The sequence below is a fragment of the Aeromicrobium panaciterrae genome, assembly GCF_039537165.1.
GTDB classification, from domain to species: domain Bacteria; phylum Actinomycetota; class Actinomycetes; order Propionibacteriales; family Nocardioidaceae; genus Aeromicrobium; species Aeromicrobium panaciterrae.
Map to the genome: position 1 here is coordinate 2418944 of NZ_BAAAZZ010000002.1, position 18057 is coordinate 2437000.

An 18057-nucleotide genomic window follows, 5' to 3' on the forward strand; every position below is an offset into this window, starting at 1 on the left:
TCGGCTGCGGGCGGCCTCATTGGCGAGCGAGGTCTGGAATCAGCGAGTGGCCTTGCCCTCGATGTCGACACCGGAACGGGCGCCTCCGGTGATCGCGGTGTAGGCGAGTCCGCCGACGATGCCGCCGACGAGCGGCGCGACGATGAACGCCCACAGCTGCTCGAGGCTGTCACCGCCGGCGAGCAGGGCGGCGCCGATCGAGCGGGCCGGGTTGACCGAGGTGTTGTCGATCGGGATCGTCACGAGGTGGATCAGCGTCAGCCCCAGGCCGATCGCGATGGGTGCGAACCCGTCGGGGGTCCTGCCGGATGTCACGCCGGCGATGATGAACACGAACAACGCCGTGAAGATGATCTCGGTCAGCAGGACCGCCAGCAGCGAGTAGCCGCCGATCGTGTCGCCCCACCCGTTGGATGCGCCCGCGAACGACGCCTTGCGATCGAAGTCGGCGTTGCCCGAGCCGATCGCCCAGATGACGAGGCCGCCCAGGATGCCGCCGACGACCTGCGCGCTGACGTACGGGCCGACGTCGCGCCACTCGAAGCGCTTGCCCGCGGCGAGCCCGACCGTGACGGCGGGATTGAAGTGGCCGCCTGAGATGGGCCCGACCGCGAACGCCATCGTGAGCACCGTGAGGCCGAACGCGAGTGCGACGCCGGGGATGCCGATTGCCTTGCCGGCGAGGATGGCGCTGCCGACTCCGCCGAGGACGAGCACGAACGTGCCGACTCCTTCGGCTGCGAGCCGGGATGACATCGGGGTTGGTGTAGCCATGTGAGGACTCCTCCAATAGTGGGCCGCCCCCTGCGACCACACCTGAGTCTAGGGCTGACAAGGGCTCGTCAGGGTGTCGCGATTCGTGAGATATCTTGATGTCGAACGAATTTTTCCGCGCCGAGGAGGCTGGCCACATGGCCAAGATCATCTACACCCACACCGACGAGGCGCCCCTGCTGGCGACCTACTCGTTCCTCCCCGTCATCGAGGCGTATGCCTCCACGGCGGGCGTCGAGGTCGAGACGCGTGACATCTCCCTGGCGGGCCGCATCATCGCCCAGTTCGGTGACCGGCTGACAGCCGAGCAGCAGATCCCCGACGCCCTCTCAGAGCTCGGTGACCTTGCCAAGACGCCCGAGGCCAACATCATCAAGCTGCCCAACATCAGCGCCTCGGTGCCGCAGCTGAAGGCCGCGATCGCCGAGCTGCAGAGCCAGGGCTATGCACTGCCCGACTTCCCGGACGACCCGCAGACCGACGAGGACAAGGACGTACGAGCGCGCTACGACAAGGTCAAGGGCAGCGCCGTCAACCCGGTCCTGCGCGAGGGCAACTCCGACCGTCGCGCACCCGCATCGGTCAAGAGCTACGCGCGCAAGCACCCGCACTCGATGGGCGCCTGGACGGCCGATTCCAAGACCAACGTCGCCACGATGGGAGCCGATGACTTCCGTGCCAACGAGAAGTCCGTCGTCATCGAGGCCGACGACGCCCTGACGATCCAGCTCGTACGTGCCGACGGCTCGACCACCGTGCTCAAGCCGGCGTTCCCCGTGCTCGCCGGTGAGGTCGTCGACGGCACGGTGATGCGCGCCGCGGCACTCGACGCATTCCTCGCCGCCCAGGTCGAGCGGGCCAAGGCCGATGGCGTGCTGTTCTCGGTCCACCTCAAGGCCACCATGATGAAGGTCTCCGACCCGATCATCTTCGGCCATGTCGTCAAGGCGTTCCTGCCAGACGTGTTCGCGACCTACGGCGCCGACCTCGACGCGGCAGGCCTCAGCCCGAGCAACGGCCTCGGCTCGATCATCGCCGGACTCGACGCGCTGCCCAACGGTGCCGAGATCAAGGCAGCGATCGACGCCGCCATCGCCGCCGGTCCGCCGCTCGCGATGGTCGACTCCGACAAGGGCATCACCAACCTCCACGTGCCGAGCGATGTCATCGTCGACGCGTCGATGCCGGCCATGATCCGCACCTCAGGGCACATGTGGGGCCCCGATGGCGCGGAGGCCGACACGCTCGCGGTGATCCCCGACAGCTCGTACGCGGGCGTCTACCAGGTCGTGATCGACGACTGCCGGGCCAACGGTGCCTACGACCCCACGACGATGGGCTCGGTTCCCAACGTCGGACTCATGGCCCAGGCGGCCGAGGAGTACGGCAGCCACGACAAGACGTTCGAGATCGCTGCAGCTGGAACGGTGCAGGTCGTCAACCAGGCCGGTGACGTGCTGATCGAGCACGCCGTCGAGCCGGGTGACATCTGGCGAGCCTGCCAGACCAAGGACGTGCCGATCCGCGACTGGGTCAAGCTCGCCGTCACGCGTGCCCGGGCATCGTCGACCCCTGCGGTGTTCTGGCTCGACCCGACGCGTGCACACGACAACAACATCCGGGCGAAGGTCGAGACCTACTTGCACGACCACGACACAGAAGGTCTTCAGATCGAGATCATGTCGCCGGTCGAGGCGACGCAGTTCTCGGTCGACCGCATCCGCAAGGGCGAAGACACCATCTCGGTGACCGGCAACGTGCTGCGCGACTACAACACCGACCTGTTCCCGATCCTCGAGCTGGGCACCAGCGCCAAGATGCTGTCGATCGTCCCGCTGATCAACGGTGGTGGACTGTTCGAGACCGGTGCCGGCGGTTCGGCGCCCAAGCACGTCCAGCAGCTCGTCAAGGAGAACTACCTCCGCTGGGACAGCCTCGGCGAGTTCCTCGCGCTGGCCTCGAGCTTCGAGCACATGGCCACGACGACGGGCAACGCGCGCGCGCAGATCCTCGCCGACACGCTCGACCGGGCGACCGGCACGTTCCTCAACGAGAACAAGTCGCCCGGACGCAAGCTGGGCACGATCGACAACCGCGGCAGCCACTTCTATCTCGCGCTCTACTGGGCGCAGGAGCTCGCGGCGCAGGCCGACGACGCGGAGCTCGCCTCCGGCTTCGCGGAGATCGCGGCAGCGCTGGAGTCGAACGAGCGCACGATCGTTGACGAGCTGCTGTCCGTGCAGGGATCGCCCGCCGACATCGGTGGCTACTTCCGACCCGACGAAGCCAAGACGAACGCCGTGATGCGTCCGTCGACGACGTTCACCGGGATCCTCGAGGACCTCGTCGACAAGCTCGGCTGACGTCACCAGATTCCCAGCAGGTCCCTCGAATCGGCACCCGCTGCCAGAAACCTGGCACTCCACCCCTGTTGCAACGAGGGTGGAGTGCCAGGTTCAGGGGTGCTGCTGGGAATCCTGTGACCAGCTAGGCCCGCAGCTGCTTCTCTGACGGGGTCCAGCCCCGGGCGCGAGCCTTGAGGCGTACGTCGCCGAGCATCGACGTGAGTGACTCGGCGACGACGTCGACGGCGTGGGTCGCCTCGGAGCCGATGTCGGTCAGGAGGTTGACCACGACCTCGCCGGAGTCGAGCTGCGCCCAGCCGCCGACGACCTGGCCGTCGGACCACACGGTGGGCCCGGCGTTGCCGTTGACGTCGAACAGCAGCGAGCGGTGCGGTCCGAGGTGGAAGTCGCGATGCTTCCAGCCCATGATCGTCGGATCGAGCGCCGGCAGCAGTGCGACCCACGGATCGACGTCCGCAGCCGGTGGCTCGTCGTCGCCGGGCAGGATGTAGCCGACCTGGCCGTCGAGGTCGACCTCGACGACGTTGCAGCGGGCCAGGGCGGCACGCGTACGCGTCTTGGTCCAGCCGGCCCACCAGGCCAGATCGTCCTCGGTCGCCGGTCCGTATGACGCCAGCCAACGCCGGGCCAGCTCGGCTGCGGCGTCACCGGCGGAAAGCGGTGCGACGGCGTTGGGCTGCCAGGTCTCGAGCGTGCTCCAGCGGAACTGCGTCGACGTCCAGGTGCCACGCGGCCGCACCCGTACGAGCTCGCCCTCGGCCGACATCAGGGTGAGGATGCGGCTGGCCACCGCTTGCGTCGTCTCGTACTTGGTGCCGGGAGCGAGGACAAAGCGGGTCGCCAGTCGCTCGTCGAGCTTGGCCAGCTCGGTGCTGGTGATCTCGCCGGCCTCGGCGACCGCTTCTACGGCCACGCGCTCGACCTCGCGGAGCCACCCGGCAGGGTCCTCTGTGACCTCGGCCTCGGCGAGCATCTTTTCGAGCAGTCGACGCTGCTCGCGTGCCACGGTGTCAGCCGCCCCTGCGAGGCAGGCGGCGACCAGATCGACGGGGACTGCGAACACGGTGCGGCGCATCGCCAGCACCCTGATCAGCGAGCGGTCGTCGTACAACGCCTTCTCGATGTCGACGATCGATCCGTCGGCCATGCGGGCGAGCGCAGCAAGGAACGTCGTTGCAGGGTCCGTGCCGTGCAGTGCGACCACGGCGCGAGCGGCGGCTACGGGATCGTCGACACGGTAGGAGGGGGAGAGCGCATGGCGCTGGCCCAACCGGGTTCGTCGCTCGGCAGCGCTGAAGGATCGCACGGCTTCAGCCTTGCACGAGGGTCTGACACCACGGGGAACAGACGACAGGCCCACCGGCTTGAATGGGTACGTGAGTACTCCCGAGATCACGGTCTCCACCAAGCACCTGTCACTCGCGCTGCTGGCACTGGCGCTGGGCGGATTCGCGATCGGCACGACCGAGTTCGTGACGATGGGACTGCTTCCCGACATCGCGGAGGGCATCGACGAGTCGATCCCCACGACGGGTCACCTGATCACGGCGTACGCGTTCGGCGTCGTCATCGGAGCCCCGGTCATCGTGTCGCTCGGTGCGCGGCTGCCCAAGAAGGAGCTGGCGATCGGGCTGATCCTGGCGCTCGGCATCGGCAATGCGCTGACCGCCGTCTCGAGCGGCTACCTGCCGGTGATGGCGGCGCGCTTCGTCGCGGGGCTCCCGCACGGCGCCTACTTCGGGGTCGCGTCCCTGCTCGCGGCGTCGCTCGTACGGCCGGAGTACCGCGGGCGCGCTGTCAGCTCCGTCATGCTCGGCCTCTCCGTCGCGCTCGTCGCGGGCGTGCCGGTCTCCAACCTGCTGGGCCAGCAGCTCGGTTGGCGCAGCGCCTACTGGGCCGTCCTCGGGATCGCGGCGCTCGCCGCGGCGATGATCGTCGCGTTCGTGCCGCATTCACCGGCCAACCGCGACGCGACGCTGCGCGGTGAGCTCGCCGCGCTCAAGCGGCCACAGGTGCTGTTCGCGGTGGGCGCGGGTCTCGTCGGCTTCGGCGGGCTGTTCGCGATGTACAGCTACATCGCGCCGATCGTCACCGACGTGACCGACCTGTCACGCGGCTGGATCAACGTGTTCCTCCTGGTGTTCGGCATCGGCTCGGTGTTCGGCTCCTGGGCCGCGGGCCTGCTCGCCGACTGGGACGTCGAGAGATCCGTGCTCGGTGGCTTCGCGGCAACCGTGCTGGTGCTGGCCCTGTTCTACGTCTCGGCCGGCGTCACAGCGCCGGCCCTGGTGCTCGTCTTCTTCGTCGGCAGCCTCGGATCGATCGTCGCGATCACGCTGCAGATGCGGCTGATGGACGCTGCCGGGGACGCGCAGATGCTCGGAGCGGCGCTCAACCACTCGGCACTCAACATCGCCAACGGCCTCGGAGCGTGGTTGGGCGGCGTCGTGATCACGGCAGGCCACGGCTACCGGGCCACCAGCCTCGTCGGAATCGCACTGGCGGGTGGCGGCCTGCTGATCTTCGCGATCGGCGTCTGGGCGGGTCGTCGTACGCGCTCAGTGCACGACGCTGTCGGCGCCGACCTTCACACGTAGCCACACCCGATCGCCCTCGTGGAGCCCGAGCGCTGTCGCCTCGGAGCGGGTCACGGCGACCTGGATGGGAGCCGTGTCGCCGTCCTCGGGGGTGACCTCGAGGCGGATCTCGAAGCCGACCCGCGTCCAGCGAGTGATCGTGCCGACCGCGGTGGCCGCCTGCTCGTAGCGGGAGATCTCGATGTCGTGCGGACGTACGAGCTTGTCGCCCAGCGTCGTGACCGGACCCAGGAACGAGAGCACGAAGTCGCTGGCCGGGCGGTCGTAGAGGTCGTCCGGCGAGCCGATCTGCTCGATGCGCCCCTCGTTGATGATGACCAGGCTGTCGGCAACCTCGAGGGCTTCCTCCTGGTCGTGCGTCACGAACACCGTCGTCACGTGCATCTCGTCGTGCAGACGACGCAGCCAGTCGCGGAGCTCCTTGCGAACCTTGGCGTCGAGGGCGCCGAAGGGCTCGTCGAGCAGCAGGACGGTCGGCTCGATGGCGAGCGCACGAGCGAGCGCCATGCGCTGACGCTGGCCACCCGACAGCTGCGACGGCAGGCGCTGGGACCACTGCTCGAGGTGTACCAGCTCGAGGAGCTCCTGTACGCGGCGCTTCACCTCGTCCTTGGGGCGCTTGCGGATCTCGAGGCCGAACGCGACGTTCTTGGCGACCGTCATGTGCTTGAAGGCTGCGTAGTGCTGGAACACGAACCCGACGTTCCGCTTTTGCACCGGCAGGGCTGTCGCATTCGTGCCCTCGATCTCGATCGTTCCGGTGTCCGCCTCCTCGAGTCCCGCGATGATGCGCAGAAGCGTCGTCTTGCCGCCGCCGCTGGGCCCGAGCAGAGCTGTGAGGCCACCTGTGGGGATGGTGAGGTTGATGTCGTCGAGCGCGACGAAGTCGCCGAAACGCTTGGTCACCCCGGAAACCACGATGCTCATGCTGAACCCTTCGGATATCCGCGCCGATTGCCGCGCGCACGCAATGTGTAGACGATGACGATGCTGATCACCGAGACGCTGGCCAGCAGGAACGCGATGGCGTACGCGCCCTCCTGATCGAAGTTCAGGTATTTCTCCTCGACCGCGAGGGTGGCCGTACGGGTCTCGCCGAGCACGTTGCCGGAGACGACCTTGACCGCGCCGAACTCGCCGAGTGACCGTGCCATCGTGAGCACGACGCCGTACACGACTGCCCACTTGATCCCGGGCAACGTCACGCGCCAGAACGTCTGCCACGAGTTGGCGCCGAGGCTGCGGGCCGCCTGGTCCTGCTCGGTGCCGATCTCCTTGAGCACGGGAACCACCTCGCGGATCACGAGAGGCAGCGAGACGAAGGCCGTGGCGAGGATGATGCCCGGCGTCGAGAAGATGATCCGCAGTCCCCAGCTCTCAAGGGTCGGGCCGAACCAGCCGCCGCGGCCGCCGTAGACCAGGACGAGGGCCAGACCGACGACGATCGGGGAGACCGAGAGCGGCAGGTCGAGCAGGGCGCTGAACAGCCGCTTGCCGGGGAACTCGTTGCGTACGAGCAGCAACGAGACACCGACGCCGAACAGCGTGTTGAGGGCGGTGGCGATGATCGCAGCGACGGCGCTCAGCTTGAGCGCCGAGACGAGGTCGGGATCGCTGAACACCGCCTGGAGCGCGTCGAAGCCGTGCTCGAACGTGTTTGTGACGACCAGGGACACCGGCCAGGCCACGAGCAGGACGAGGTAGAGGATCACGAAGATGCGGACGACGTACTTCACGGGCCCGCGCGACTGACGTGTCACGTGGGAGCTAGCCACGGTCGGCGATCCTTCGCTGGAGGAGGTCGAGGACCACGATGACGGCCAGGGAGATGACCAGGAGGAGCGTGGCGACGGAGGCGGCGCCGGCGGGGTTGTCGTTCTCGATCGCGCTGAGGATGCGCACGGATGCGACCTCCGACTTGAACGGGAGGTTGCCCGACAACAGCACGAGCGATCCGTACTCGCCGACACCGCGGGCGAATGACAGGGCGGCACCGGCGGCAATGGCGGGCGCGAGGCTCGGCAGGATGATGCGTCTGAACGTGGTGAATCGACTCGCACCGAGCGCCGCCGCGGCCTCCTCGACCTCGAGGTCGAGCTCCTCGAGTACGGGCTGCACCATGCGTACGACGAACGGCAGCGTGACGAACAGGAACGCCAGGTAGACCGACGCAGACGTGTTGGCCACGTTGATGCCAAGTGGGCTCTCGTTGCCGTAGAGCGAGAGCAGGACGAGCCCGGCGACGATCGTCGGGAGCGCGAACGGGATGTCGATGACGAGCTCGAGGAGGGCTTTGCCGAAGAACCGGTCGCGCACCAGCACCCAGGCGATGGCCGTACCGGCGAAGACGTTGATCACGGTGACGACAGCCGCGGCGAGCAGCGTCAGGTTGATCGCGTGGGCCGTCTGCTCGTTCGTGATGGTGCGCCAGAAGTTCGCCCAGCCACCTTCGGAGGCAGTGACGATGACTGCGGTCAGGGGGATGAGCACGAGCAGGCTGAACCACAGCATCGCGATGCCGAGCCCGATGCCGGATCCGGTGGTCAGGGTGCTCGACAGAGCCGGCCGGGAGCGTCCCGGCCGGCTCTGCGTCGAGTTTTCACTCACGGTTGTCGATCGTCCTTGCTACGAGGATGCCTTGCCGGACTTCTCAATGGCGATCGTAACGATGCCCTTGGGGGCGCCATCCTTGCCATCGCCGAACAGCGAGTCCTTGACGCCGGCCCAACCGCCGAAGTCATTCTCGAGGGTGAGCAGGTGGTTCACCTTCGGGAAGGGGTCGCTCTCGTCCTTGGCGCCCTTGACCTTGCCGCCGAAGTCGACGTCGTCGCGGATCGGACGGAATCCCTTGAGCGCGAACTGCTTCTGACCCGCGTCGCTGATGACGAAGTCCAGCCAGTCCTTCGCGACCGGGGTCGCGGTCTTGGTCAGCGCACCCGGGTTCTCGATCAGGACCGTGGTGTCGGGGATGATGTAGTCGAATCCCTGACCGTTCTGCGCCGCGAGGATGGCCTCGTTCTCGTACGCGAGCAGGACGTCACCGGTGCCACCGAGGAACGCGGTCGTCGCATCGCGGCCGCTGTTGGTCAGCGAGACGACGTTCTTGAACAGCTTGCCGATGTACGTGGTTGCGTCGGCTTCGCTGCCACCGTTCTTGGTGATGTGGCCCCAGGCGGCGAGGGCGTTCCAGCGCGCCGCACCCGAGGACGCAGGGTTGGCCGTCACGATCTTCACACCGGGCTTGACCAGGTCGTCCCAGCCCTTGATGTTCTTGGGGTTGCCCTTGCGCACGCCGAGAACGACGATCGAGCGCGAGACGATGCCCTTGTTCTCGCCCTTGTCCCACGATGCGTCGACGAGACCGGCCTTGACCAGACGATCGACGTCGGTGCCCACCGAGAAGTGGACGTAGTCGGCCTTGAGGCCGCCCTCGACGGCGCGGCTCTGGTCGCCGGAGGCGCCGTACGACGTCTTGAACTTGACGCCCTTGCCCTCATCGGTCTTGTTGAACTCGGTGGCGATGGCCTTGTTGGCTGCCTCGGGCACGGCGAAGCCGACGATGTTGATCGTCTCGTTCGAGCCGGAGCCGCCGGCGGAATCGCTGGAGCCGCACGCGGCAAGCAGGGCTGCACTCGTGGCCAAGGCCAGCGACGCGGCGACGCGCTTGCGGGTAAAGATCTTCATGTTCCTGCCTCTGGATCAGGCACGCCACGGCGCGTGCTCTGCGCATCAAGTTAGGGCCAGAAGCACCGGGTTTTGCACATGCCCGCAATGTGGACAGTGCATCCAAAGTACGAGATCGACGCTATGCGACTATGCAGCAACCGCCGGCTCGACCGCCTTGGCGCCGCCGTGGCCCGCGTGCGACGGACGCTGGAAGAACAGCACCAGCACGATGCCGATGACGAATGCGATGACCGGCAGCCACAGCGACTCGGCCATCGCGTCCGAGAACGGACCCTGCACGGCAGCGGGCATCGCCTTGTCGGTGGACTGGATCGTGTCCGACGATCCGGGCAGACCGTTGGCCGTGAGGCGTGCCTGGATGATCGCGGCGATCGCAGCGCTGCCGAGGACGGCGCCAACCTGGCGGGTCGTGTTGTAGACGCCGGCGCCCGCTCCCGCCGAGCTCATCGGGAGATTGCGAGTCGCCGTGGCACCCAGCGGGGCCCAGAGGCAGGCGTTGGAGACTCCGAAGAGTGCCATCGGCAGGACGAGCTGCCACACCGGCGCGTCTGGCGTGATCAGGCGGGAGAGCCAGAACATCGCGATGGCGGCCGTGCCGAATCCGACGACGACGATGTTGCGGGGATGGACCCGGTCGACCAGCTTGCCGACGAACGGGGAGAGCACCATGAGGACGATGGCCATCGGTGCCATCAGAAGGGCCGACTCGGTCGGGCTCCAGCCGCGTACGCCCTGGGCGTAGAAGAACACCGGCAGCGACATCGACGTGATGGCGAGCGAGACCATCGCGATGCCGGCGTTGCCGAGCGAGAAGTTGCGGTCGCGGAACAGGCCGAGGGGTACGAGCGGCTCGGCCTTGATGCGGCTCTGCCACCAGAGGAACCCGGCGATCACGAGCAGGCCGACGACGATCAGCGCCGGGACCGAGATGATGCCCTCGATCTGGCCCCAGTCGTACTTCTCTCCCTCCTGGATGCCGAACACCAGCAGGAACATGCCGATCGCGCTCAGGGCGACGCCGATCCAGTCGAAGCTGTGCGAGTGGGTCGCCAGCGTGGGGACCAGGCGCCAGGCGAGCACGAAGCCGACGATGCCCACCGGGACGTTGATGAAGAAGATCCACTCCCAGCCGAGGGTGTCGACCAGCACGCCGCCGAGGATCGGACCGACCAGGGTGGCGACTCCAGCCGTGGCACCCCACAGCGCCATCGCGCTGCCGCGGTTGGCCGGTGCGAACGTACGCGTGATGACCGCCATGGTCTGCGGCGTCATCAGGGAGGCACCGACGCCCTGCACGACCCGGGCCACGATCAGCATCTCGATGTCGTTGGTCAGGCCGCACCACAGGGAGGCGAGCGTGAAGATGGTGAGACCGATCAGGTAGACGTTCTTGGGGCCGAACCGGTCGCCCAGGCGTCCCGTCACCAGCAGTGGCACGGCATAGGCGAGGAGGTAGGCACTCGTCACCCAGATGACGGTGCTGACGTCGGCCCGGAGCTCGCGCGCGATGGCCGGTGTCGCGACGGACACGATCGTGTTGTCGACGAGGATCATGAAGAAGCCGATGACCATGGCCCACAGCGCCGGCCAGGGCTTGTAGTCGGCGGGCAGGTCGGTCTGTGTGCTCATGCACGCCACTCTAGAACTGCCCTAGGACAGACGGAGCAGCTCGTACCCGTGGAGGTCGACGTACGTGCCGTCGCCGAGTCGTTCGGCGAGGGTCTGCGTGCCGTACCGGGTGAAGCCGGCGGCCTCGGCCACCTTGTTGCTGCCGATGTTGCCGTCGGCGGCGTAGAGCACGAGGCGGCGTCGATCGAGTCCTGACCACGCGTGCGCCACGACGAGCCGGGTCGCCTCGGTCATCACTCCCTTGCCGCGGGCGTCGGGGTGCATCCAGTAGCCGATCTCGCCCGAGCCCGGCCGGAGCATGTCCATGACGGCGACGTTGCCGAGCAGCTGGTCAGTGGCACGGTCCGCGATCGCCCAGGTCGCCTTGGAGCCCTTGGCGGCCTGCCAGACGCAGTCGGCGACGTACGCGCGTGCCGTCACCTCGGTGTAGGGCCGTGGGAGGTTGCTCAACCAGTGCTGGGAGTCGGCATCGCTGCACGCCTCGGTGATGCGAGACAGGTCGGACTCGACCATCGGACGCAGCCGCAGTCGCTCGGACTCGAGCACGGTCGACTCGGCCCACGGCGTACGGGCGAACGGAGCGTCGCCGAACCGGATCGACGCGGTCCAGGCGTCGAGGACTCTTCCGCGCTCGTGGAGCAGGCCCGGCGTCGTGCCGTGCATCGTGAACCCCGTGGCGTGCGCGATCCGCAGCGACGCCTCGTTGCCGACGTGGGATCGCCAGTGCACGATCTCGATGCCGCCCTCGGTGAACGCCCAGTCGTTGGCGAGGCGTACGGCGCGCGTCATCAGCCCCTTGCCGCGGGCCCACGGGTGCAGCGCAAAGCCGATGTCGGCAATCGGCCCCTGACGTATGTCGACGTTGCCGGCGAAACGTCCCTCCGCCTCGATCGCCCAGATCCGGTGGGTGCCCTTGTCCCATCCCTCGGGAATGATTCCGAGAGCGAAGTCCTCGCTCATCTCGCGGGTGTGCGGCGTCGCGACCGACGTCCACCTCACCATCTCCGGGTCGGTCGCCATCTCGTACAACCCGTCGATGTCACCGGGTGTGTGGGCGCGCAGCGTCACGACGCCGTCAGACAGCACCGGCACGTTGAGCGGCCACCTCATTGCCGGATGGTTCATGCGCGATAGGGATCGGCGGGGTAAACACCCAAAATCGTCACGTCGGTGGTGAAGAACTCAAGCTCCTCGAGGGCACGCTTGAGCGGGAGGTCCTCGGGGTGACCGTCGACCTCGGCGAGGAACTGCGTTGCGGTGAACTCGCCGCCGACCATGTAGCTCTCGAGCTTGGTCATGTTGACGCCGTTGGTGGCGAAGCCGCCGAGCGCCTTGTAGAGGGAGGCCGGCAGGTTGCGGACGTTGAAGATGAAGCTCGTGACGACTGGTCCGTTGCCTGTGGGCGCCACCTTGGGCTCGCGGGACAGCACGACGAACCGGGTCGTGTTGTGGTCCTCGTCCTCGATCTCGGTGGCGAGCACGTCGAGGCCGTAGATCTCGGCTGCCAACGGTGGGGAGATGGCGGCCTGGGTGGGGTCGTTCGCATCGGCGATCTCGCGGGCTGCCCCGGCGGTGTCGCCGGAGATGACGGTCGTGAGGCCGTACTTCTTGATGATCTTGCGGCACTGGCCGAGCGCGTGGACGTGGCTGTGCACCGTCTTGATCGTGTCGAGGCTGGAGCCGGCGACGCCCAGCAGGCTGAACTGGATGCGCAGGAAGTGCTCCGCGATGATGTGCAGCCCGGAGGTCGGCAGGAAATGGTGGATGTCGGCCACCCGGCCGGCGATCGAGTTGTCGATCGGGATCATGGCCAGGTCGGCGTCGCCCGCGGCGACGACCGCGAACACATCCTCGAAGGAGGCGCAGGCGACCGCCTCGGCGTCGGGGTAGTGCTCGCGCGCCACGATGTGGGAGTTGGAGCCGGGCTCTCCCTGGTAGGCGATCCGAATGTCAGTCACGCCCACAGTGTTTCATCCCGGTTCGTGAGCGTGTCGAAAGGACGTTTCGACAGGCTCAGCGGGCGGGGCGGATCAGACGAGGCGTGCGCCGCCAGCGGCGTGCACGACGAACGTCTCGGGCGCCTTCCAGCTGCGCGCTTCGTAGCGTGCGTCGACCCGCTCTCGTACGGCCGCGACCTTGTCGAGCGGTACGAGGGCGATGACGCTGCCGCCGAACCCGCCGCCCGTCATCCGTGCTCCGAGCGCGCCTGCTTCGAGCGCCGCCTCGACCGCGACGTCGAGCTCGGGGCAGCTGACCTCGAAGTCGTCGCGCAGCGACTCGTGCGAGGCCGTGAAGATCTGACCCAGCTGTGGCCATGCGCCGCGGTTGAGCGCGGAGACGGCACCGCGTACGCGGGCGGTCTCGGTGAGGACGTGGCGGGTGCGTGCCTTGAACACCTCGTCGGTCAGGTTCACGGTGGCGTCGAGGCCCGCATCGGCCAGATGATCCAGTCCGAGCTCGGCGGCGGCACGCTCGCACTCGTCGCGCCGGGCGGCGTACTCACCGTCGGCCAACGAGTGGTGTGCCCCCGTGGCGATGACGAGCAGCACCAGGCCGGCGTCCTCCCACCCGAGCGGCACGGGCGTGGTCGTCGGGGGAGCGGCCTGGGTGTCGATCAGGATCGCGTGGTCCGCCTCGCCGTACAGGACAGCCAGCTGGTCCATGATCCCGACGGGTGCGCCGACGTAGCCGGACTCGGCGCGCTGGGCGATCAGGGCGATGTCGGTACGGCCGATGCCGAGCGCGAACAGCTCGTCGATCGCCGCGGCGATCCCGCACGTGAGCGCAGCCGACGACGACAGGCCCGAGTTGGACGGCAGACCCGACTCGATGACGATGTCGGCACCGCCGAAGGTGTGCCCCGACTGTCCGAGGCTCCACACGGTGCCGGCGGCGTACGACGCCCAGTCGCCGACGTCGCCCGGCTGCACCGTCACGGGGAAGGACGACTTCGATGATCCGGGTCGATCCGTCCACACGTTGACCGTGTCGTCGTCGCGCCGGCGCACCTTGATCGTGAGCGTGCGGTCGATCGCCATCGGGAGGACCGGCCCGCCGTTGTAGTCGAGGTGCTCGCCGATCAGGTTGACCCGGCCCGGAACGATCCACTGGCGCACGTCGGTCACCCGGCGAGCCTAGGCCACTGGCAGAATGCGCTGCATGCCTGCTGACCGTCGACCTCGCGTGCTGTCCGGCGCCCAGCCGACCGCCGACTCCTATCACCTGGGCAACTACTTCGGTGCGTTTCGCCAGTGGGTCGCACTGCAGGACGAGTTCGACGCGTTCTACTTCATCCCCGACATGCACGCCATCACGGTCGAGTACTCGCCGTCGGATCTTCGCGAGCGCACGTACGTCGCCGCCGCGCAGCTGCTCGCCGCCGGTGTCGACCCGGCTCGCAGTGCGCTGTTCGTGCAGAGCCACGTGCCTGAGCACGCCCAGCTGGCCTGGGTCCTGGGTGGCATCACCGGCTTCGGCGAGGCCAGCCGCATGACGCAGTTCAAGGACAAGTCGGCCCGTGGTGGCGCCGACAGCTCGTCGGTCGGGCTGTTCACCTACCCGATCCTGATGGCCGCCGACATCCTCGTCTACCAGGCCGACCAGGTGCCGGTCGGCGAGGACCAGCGCCAGCACCTCGAGCTCGCTCGCAACCTCGCCCAGCGGTTCAACCACCGCTTCGGCGAGACGTTCCGCGTGCCCGAGGCCTACATCGTCAAGGAGACCGCCAAGATCTTCGATCTGCAGGACCCGACGGCCAAGATGAGCAAGTCGGCGTCGTCGCCCAACGGTGTGCTCGAGCTGCTCGACACCCCCAAGAAGGCCGCCAAGAAGATCCGTTCCGCCGTCACCGACTCCGGCGACGAGGTGCGTTTCGACGAGAAGGAGAAGCCCGGGGTCTCCAACCTGCTCGTGATCTACTCCGCGCTGTCCGGCCGGACGATCGCCGACATCGAGCGCGAGTACGTCGGCCAGCAGTACGGCGGGTTCAAGGTCGCGCTGGCTGAGCTGGTCGCCGATTTCGTCGGGCCGTTCGGTGACCGCACCCGTGAGCTGCTCGACGATCGCGCCGAGCTCGACCGCATCCTCAAGGCCGGCGCAGACCAGGCCCGCGCAGTGGCCACAGAGACCCTCGAGCTCGTCTACGAGCGCTCCGGCTTCGTACGGCCTCTCAACTGATGCAGACCATCGGCGTTGCGATCCCGGTCCCCGAGCCATGGGGCTCGATGCTCCGCAACAAGCGTGCCGACTTCGGCGACCCGATGGCCAAGATGGTCCCGAGCCACGTCACGCTGATCGCGCCGACCGAGGTGCCAGAGGCCGAGCTCGAGGGGGTGTGCGCCGCACTCGAACGCGCTTCGGCCTCACTTCCACCGTTCGCCATGCGGCTGCGCGGCACGGCGACGTTCAGGCCGGTCTCCCCGGTGGTGTTCATCGCGGTGAGCCAGGGCATCTCCTACACCGAGATGCTCTCGAAGGCGGTGCGTACGGCACTCGGCACCGAGGATCCGGCGTTCCCGTTCCATCCGCACGTCACGGTGGCGCACAACCTCGACGACGCCAGCCTCGACCGCGCCTATGACGAGCTCAAGGACTTCGAGTGCCAGTTCATGGTCGACGGGTTCGCGCTCTACCACCACGACGACGTCGACGGGTGGGTCCCGCAGCGCATCTTCGACCTCGGGCCCGAGCCGCGTCAGCAAGGCAGCTTGTAGACCTCGACGTCGGACGTGGCGTACAGCTGCCTCGCCACGGGCTCAAGGCTCGGCAGGTCGGGCTGGTAGCGCCGGTCGAGCACGGCGTACGTCGCTCCCGCCCGGCAGAGCTCGGCGGCACCGGCCGCGGTCGGGTCGGCGAAGAACGCGTCGTTGTCGGCCAGTAGCTGCTGGTCCCAGAACGGCTGCCGCTGGTAGGGGATGCCGTTCTCGATCTGGAGCTGGACGGTGCGGGTGCTGAATGCCCAGCCCTCGACGAGCACCCGCCGCTCGGTCCACGCCGAGACCGAGAAGGACACGGTGTTGCAGTCCGTGCGGGGTCCGTCGCCGGGGAACACCTGCTCGACACCGCAGTGGCGGTTGGTGGCAATGACGGCGTCGTGGGGTGAGTGGTCGCGGAGCCACCGCTCCGCCTCGACGCTCTTGCCGGTGATGGCCGAGAGGGTCTTGGAGTCGTCGGCGCGGAGCTTGGCGACACTCGTGCCGTCGGGCTTCGACAGCGTGTACTGGATCGTCGTGGTCAGGCCTGCGGCGATGATGACCGCGGTGATCACGGTGACGGCCGAGACGTCCCGCAGGAGACCGTGCCGGTGCGCGATCACCACGACGGTCACGAGCACTGCCGAGAGCAGCGCGAGGATGATCAACGGCCTGGCAAGGAACACCACCTGGTGGATGAACCCTTCAGTCGGGCGGGCCTTGCCGACGGCGTCCTTGGCGACGTACGCCAGCACACCCGCGCCGGTCGTGAGGACGCCGATCACCGCTGCCGTACGGGCGCCGAGCCGCGGCGCGACCTCGCAGATCGCCCAGGCCGACGCGAGCGCGCCCAGCGGGAACGCGCTGATCATGAAGTATGTCTGGCTGCCACCGGGATGGAACAGCAGCAGGTAGGCGCCGGCGCCTGACAGCAGGATGCCGGTGAGCAGGACGAGCCCCGGGTCGACGGTGCGCCAGCGGGGAATGAGCAGCACGACGCCCCAGGCGCGACCCAGCACCGACACGAGCCAGATGACCGTGATCGCGGAGACCGCCAGGACAGCCGCCGTGGTGGACGCACTCGGATCCATGCCGGTGTCGGCGTAGACCCGGGCGTACTGGCGCATCGTGAACAGCGGGTCCAGGGAGAGACCACCGGCCTGCCGTCCGTAGAAGAGCAGCACGGAGAGCGCGAAAGACGCCGTCAGGGCGACCCCGGCGACCAGCGACCGGATCGTGAGCGGGCGGTCACGGCGCAGCAGGGCGATGAGGAACAGGATGCCGGCACCGCCCATGAACACGGGAAGCTCCGCCGACTTGGCCAGTCCGAGACCGATGAACAGTGGTACGCCGAGCAGCCACAGCTGGCGCTCGGAACCAGCCTGTCTCCGTACGAAGTCGACCACGACACCTGCCGCCGGGATCGCCAGGATCACGGCGAACGTCTGCGTCGGGCTGGCCCAGGAGAAGAACTGCGTCATGGGTGCGAACGGGCGGGCGGTCCACGAGCTCATCACGATCTCGCCGGTTCCGTAGACCAACAGCGCGGCGAGCGGACCGGCCCAGAGCCGTCCGCTGATGCGCGACCCGCACGCAGCGACGATCAGGATGCCGGCCAGCAGGATCACCGGCACCCAGAGCTGGAACAGGATGGTCGAGAGCTCGATGCCGGTCATGCGCGACGCCAGGCCCATGTCGAGGTGGGCGAACCAGTGGTAGTAGAGCGGGTCGCCCGAGACCTGGGGGAGGGTCGGCGGCATCTCGTACTTCGCGTTGCCCGCGACGCTCAGGTGGAAGATCAGGTCGCCGTAGTAGTTGTGCACCGCGCCTGGCTCCGGGGGGCTCCAGCGCAGGTAGTCGCCGCGTAGCCAGGCGAGGGCGACGAGGCAGATCGCGGCCACGGAGGCCGACCACGTGAGCGGTGTCGCGTCGAGCTCGGCGGCCAGCACGCGTCGGCGAGCGGCCGGCCACAGGCCGACCACCGCGACGACGACTGCCGGGAAGACCCAGTACGTGACGTCGAGCCGGACGAGCAACCACCAGACGGGCAGCTGGACCAGGGTGCCGACGGCGAACCCGACCGCGAGGTCCTCGACCCCCGCGCGACGGCCGCTGCGGACCAGCCTGGACAGCAGGACGCCCGGCAGGAGCACGGCGACGACGATGCGCAGTGCGTAGAGACCGAGGTCGCCGTACGACACACCGCCGTGACGTGCGACGACGACCATCGCGGCGACGACGGCGGCGGCGGGCAGGGCTCGTACGACGGAGGAGTCGGCGATCGTCCGGCCGCGGTCTGACACCGCAACATCC

At 68.0% G+C, this 18057-nt stretch carries 15 protein-coding genes; 4 read left to right on the forward strand and 11 right to left on the reverse strand.

The window, feature by feature from the left end; translation table 11 throughout:
- Positions 1–39: 39 nt before the first annotated feature.
- Positions 40–774 (reverse strand): aquaporin Z, encoded by a 735-nt coding sequence (aqpZ, locus tag ABD683_RS12755; RefSeq protein WP_344770331.1) that lies wholly within the window; start codon positions 772–774, stop codon positions 40–42.
- A 137-nt stretch (positions 775–911) separates the two neighbouring features.
- Between aqpZ and ABD683_RS12760 the strand changes: the two genes are divergently transcribed.
- Complete coding sequence (locus ABD683_RS12760) at positions 912–3137, forward strand: NADP-dependent isocitrate dehydrogenase (RefSeq protein WP_344770332.1); 2226 nt, start codon at positions 912–914, stop codon at positions 3135–3137.
- A gap of 124 nt (positions 3138–3261) precedes the next feature.
- On the opposite strand, the gene ABD683_RS12765 is transcribed toward ABD683_RS12760, so the two are convergent.
- Positions 3262–4446: a winged helix DNA-binding domain-containing protein gene (locus ABD683_RS12765; protein WP_344770333.1), complete on the reverse strand. Its 1185-nt coding sequence runs from the start codon at positions 4444–4446 to the stop codon at positions 3262–3264.
- A gap of 70 nt (positions 4447–4516) precedes the next feature.
- On the opposite strand from ABD683_RS12765, the gene ABD683_RS12770 reads away from it, so the two are divergent.
- On the forward strand, positions 4517–5737 hold the full coding sequence (locus tag ABD683_RS12770; RefSeq protein ID WP_344770334.1) for an MFS transporter: 1221 nt from the start codon (positions 4517–4519) through the stop codon (positions 5735–5737).
- Here the strand turns inward: ABD683_RS12770 and ABD683_RS12775 are convergent.
- The 8 genes from ABD683_RS12775 to galK all read right to left on the reverse strand — a co-directional run bounded on the left by ABD683_RS12775 (position 5699) and on the right by galK (position 14178).
- A complete protein-coding gene (locus ABD683_RS12775; RefSeq protein ID WP_344770335.1) occupies positions 5699–6664 on the reverse strand; it encodes a sulfate/molybdate ABC transporter ATP-binding protein in 966 nt (321 codons plus the stop codon). The genes ABD683_RS12770 and ABD683_RS12775 overlap by 39 nt on opposite strands.
- A complete protein-coding gene (locus ABD683_RS12780; RefSeq protein WP_344770336.1) occupies positions 6661–7512 on the reverse strand; it encodes a sulfate ABC transporter permease in 852 nt (283 codons plus the stop codon). The genes ABD683_RS12775 and ABD683_RS12780 overlap by 4 nt, the downstream gene beginning before the upstream one ends.
- Positions 7505–8344, reverse strand: coding sequence for a sulfate ABC transporter permease subunit CysT (cysT, locus tag ABD683_RS12785; RefSeq protein ID WP_344770337.1), 840 nt, complete (start codon positions 8342–8344; stop codon positions 7505–7507). The genes ABD683_RS12780 and cysT overlap by 8 nt, the downstream gene beginning before the upstream one ends.
- An 18-nt stretch (positions 8345–8362) precedes the next feature.
- Positions 8363–9421, reverse strand: coding sequence for a sulfate ABC transporter substrate-binding protein (locus ABD683_RS12790; protein WP_344770338.1), 1059 nt, complete (start codon positions 9419–9421; stop codon positions 8363–8365).
- 129 nt (positions 9422–9550) lie between these two features.
- The gene (locus tag ABD683_RS12795) at positions 9551–11053 is read right to left on the reverse strand and encodes a DHA2 family efflux MFS transporter permease subunit (protein WP_344770339.1); all 1503 of its coding nucleotides are present in this window, start codon (positions 11051–11053) and stop codon (positions 9551–9553) included.
- A 21-nt stretch (positions 11054–11074) separates the two neighbouring features.
- Positions 11075–12163 (reverse strand): GNAT family N-acetyltransferase, encoded by a 1089-nt coding sequence (locus tag ABD683_RS12800; protein WP_344770340.1) that lies wholly within the window; start codon positions 12161–12163, stop codon positions 11075–11077.
- An 11-nt stretch (positions 12164–12174) separates the two neighbouring features.
- Positions 12175–13011, reverse strand: coding sequence for a prephenate dehydratase (locus ABD683_RS12805; RefSeq protein ID WP_344770341.1), 837 nt, complete (start codon positions 13009–13011; stop codon positions 12175–12177).
- 72 nt (positions 13012–13083) lie between these two features.
- Complete coding sequence (galK, locus tag ABD683_RS12810) at positions 13084–14178, reverse strand: galactokinase (protein ID WP_344770342.1); 1095 nt, start codon at positions 14176–14178, stop codon at positions 13084–13086.
- Positions 14179–14203: 25 nt separating this feature from the next.
- On the opposite strand from galK, the gene trpS reads away from it, so the two are divergent.
- The gene (trpS, locus tag ABD683_RS12815; protein ID WP_425548507.1) at positions 14204–15229 is read left to right on the forward strand and encodes a tryptophan--tRNA ligase; all 1026 of its coding nucleotides are present in this window, start codon (positions 14204–14206) and stop codon (positions 15227–15229) included.
- A complete protein-coding gene (locus ABD683_RS12820) occupies positions 15229–15765 on the forward strand; it encodes a 2'-5' RNA ligase family protein (RefSeq protein WP_344770344.1) in 537 nt (178 codons plus the stop codon). The genes trpS and ABD683_RS12820 overlap by 1 nt, the downstream gene beginning before the upstream one ends.
- Here the strand turns inward: ABD683_RS12820 and ABD683_RS12825 are convergent.
- On the reverse strand, positions 15747–18047 hold the full coding sequence (locus ABD683_RS12825) for a hypothetical protein (RefSeq protein WP_344770345.1): 2301 nt from the start codon (positions 18045–18047) through the stop codon (positions 15747–15749). The two genes, ABD683_RS12820 and ABD683_RS12825, sit on opposite strands and share 19 nt — an antisense overlap.
- Positions 18048–18057 lie beyond the last annotated feature (10 nt).

What these genes read in the sequence shown, in the direction of transcription:
- ABD683_RS12820 (WP_344770344.1), top strand. Translation starts at nt 15,229, where the DNA reads ATGCAGACCATCGGCGTTGCGATCCCGGTCCCCGAGCCATGGGGCTCG.
- ABD683_RS12790 (WP_344770338.1), bottom strand. Translation starts at nt 9,421, where the DNA reads ATGAAGATCTTTACCCGCAAGCGCGTCGCCGCGTCGCTGGCCTTGGCC.
- ABD683_RS12760 (WP_344770332.1), top strand. Translation starts at nt 912, where the DNA reads ATGGCCAAGATCATCTACACCCACACCGACGAGGCGCCCCTGCTGGCG.
- ABD683_RS12795 (WP_344770339.1), bottom strand. Translation starts at nt 11,053, where the DNA reads ATGAGCACACAGACCGACCTGCCCGCCGACTACAAGCCCTGGCCGGCG.
- aqpZ (WP_344770331.1), bottom strand. Translation starts at nt 774, where the DNA reads ATGGCTACACCAACCCCGATGTCATCCCGGCTCGCAGCCGAAGGAGTC.
- ABD683_RS12800 (WP_344770340.1), bottom strand. Translation starts at nt 12,163, where the DNA reads ATGAGGTGGCCGCTCAACGTGCCGGTGCTGTCTGACGGCGTCGTGACG.
- trpS (WP_425548507.1), top strand. Translation starts at nt 14,204, where the DNA reads ATGCGCTGCATGCCTGCTGACCGTCGACCTCGCGTGCTGTCCGGCGCC.
- ABD683_RS12775 (WP_344770335.1), bottom strand. Translation starts at nt 6,664, where the DNA reads ATGAGCATCGTGGTTTCCGGGGTGACCAAGCGTTTCGGCGACTTCGTC.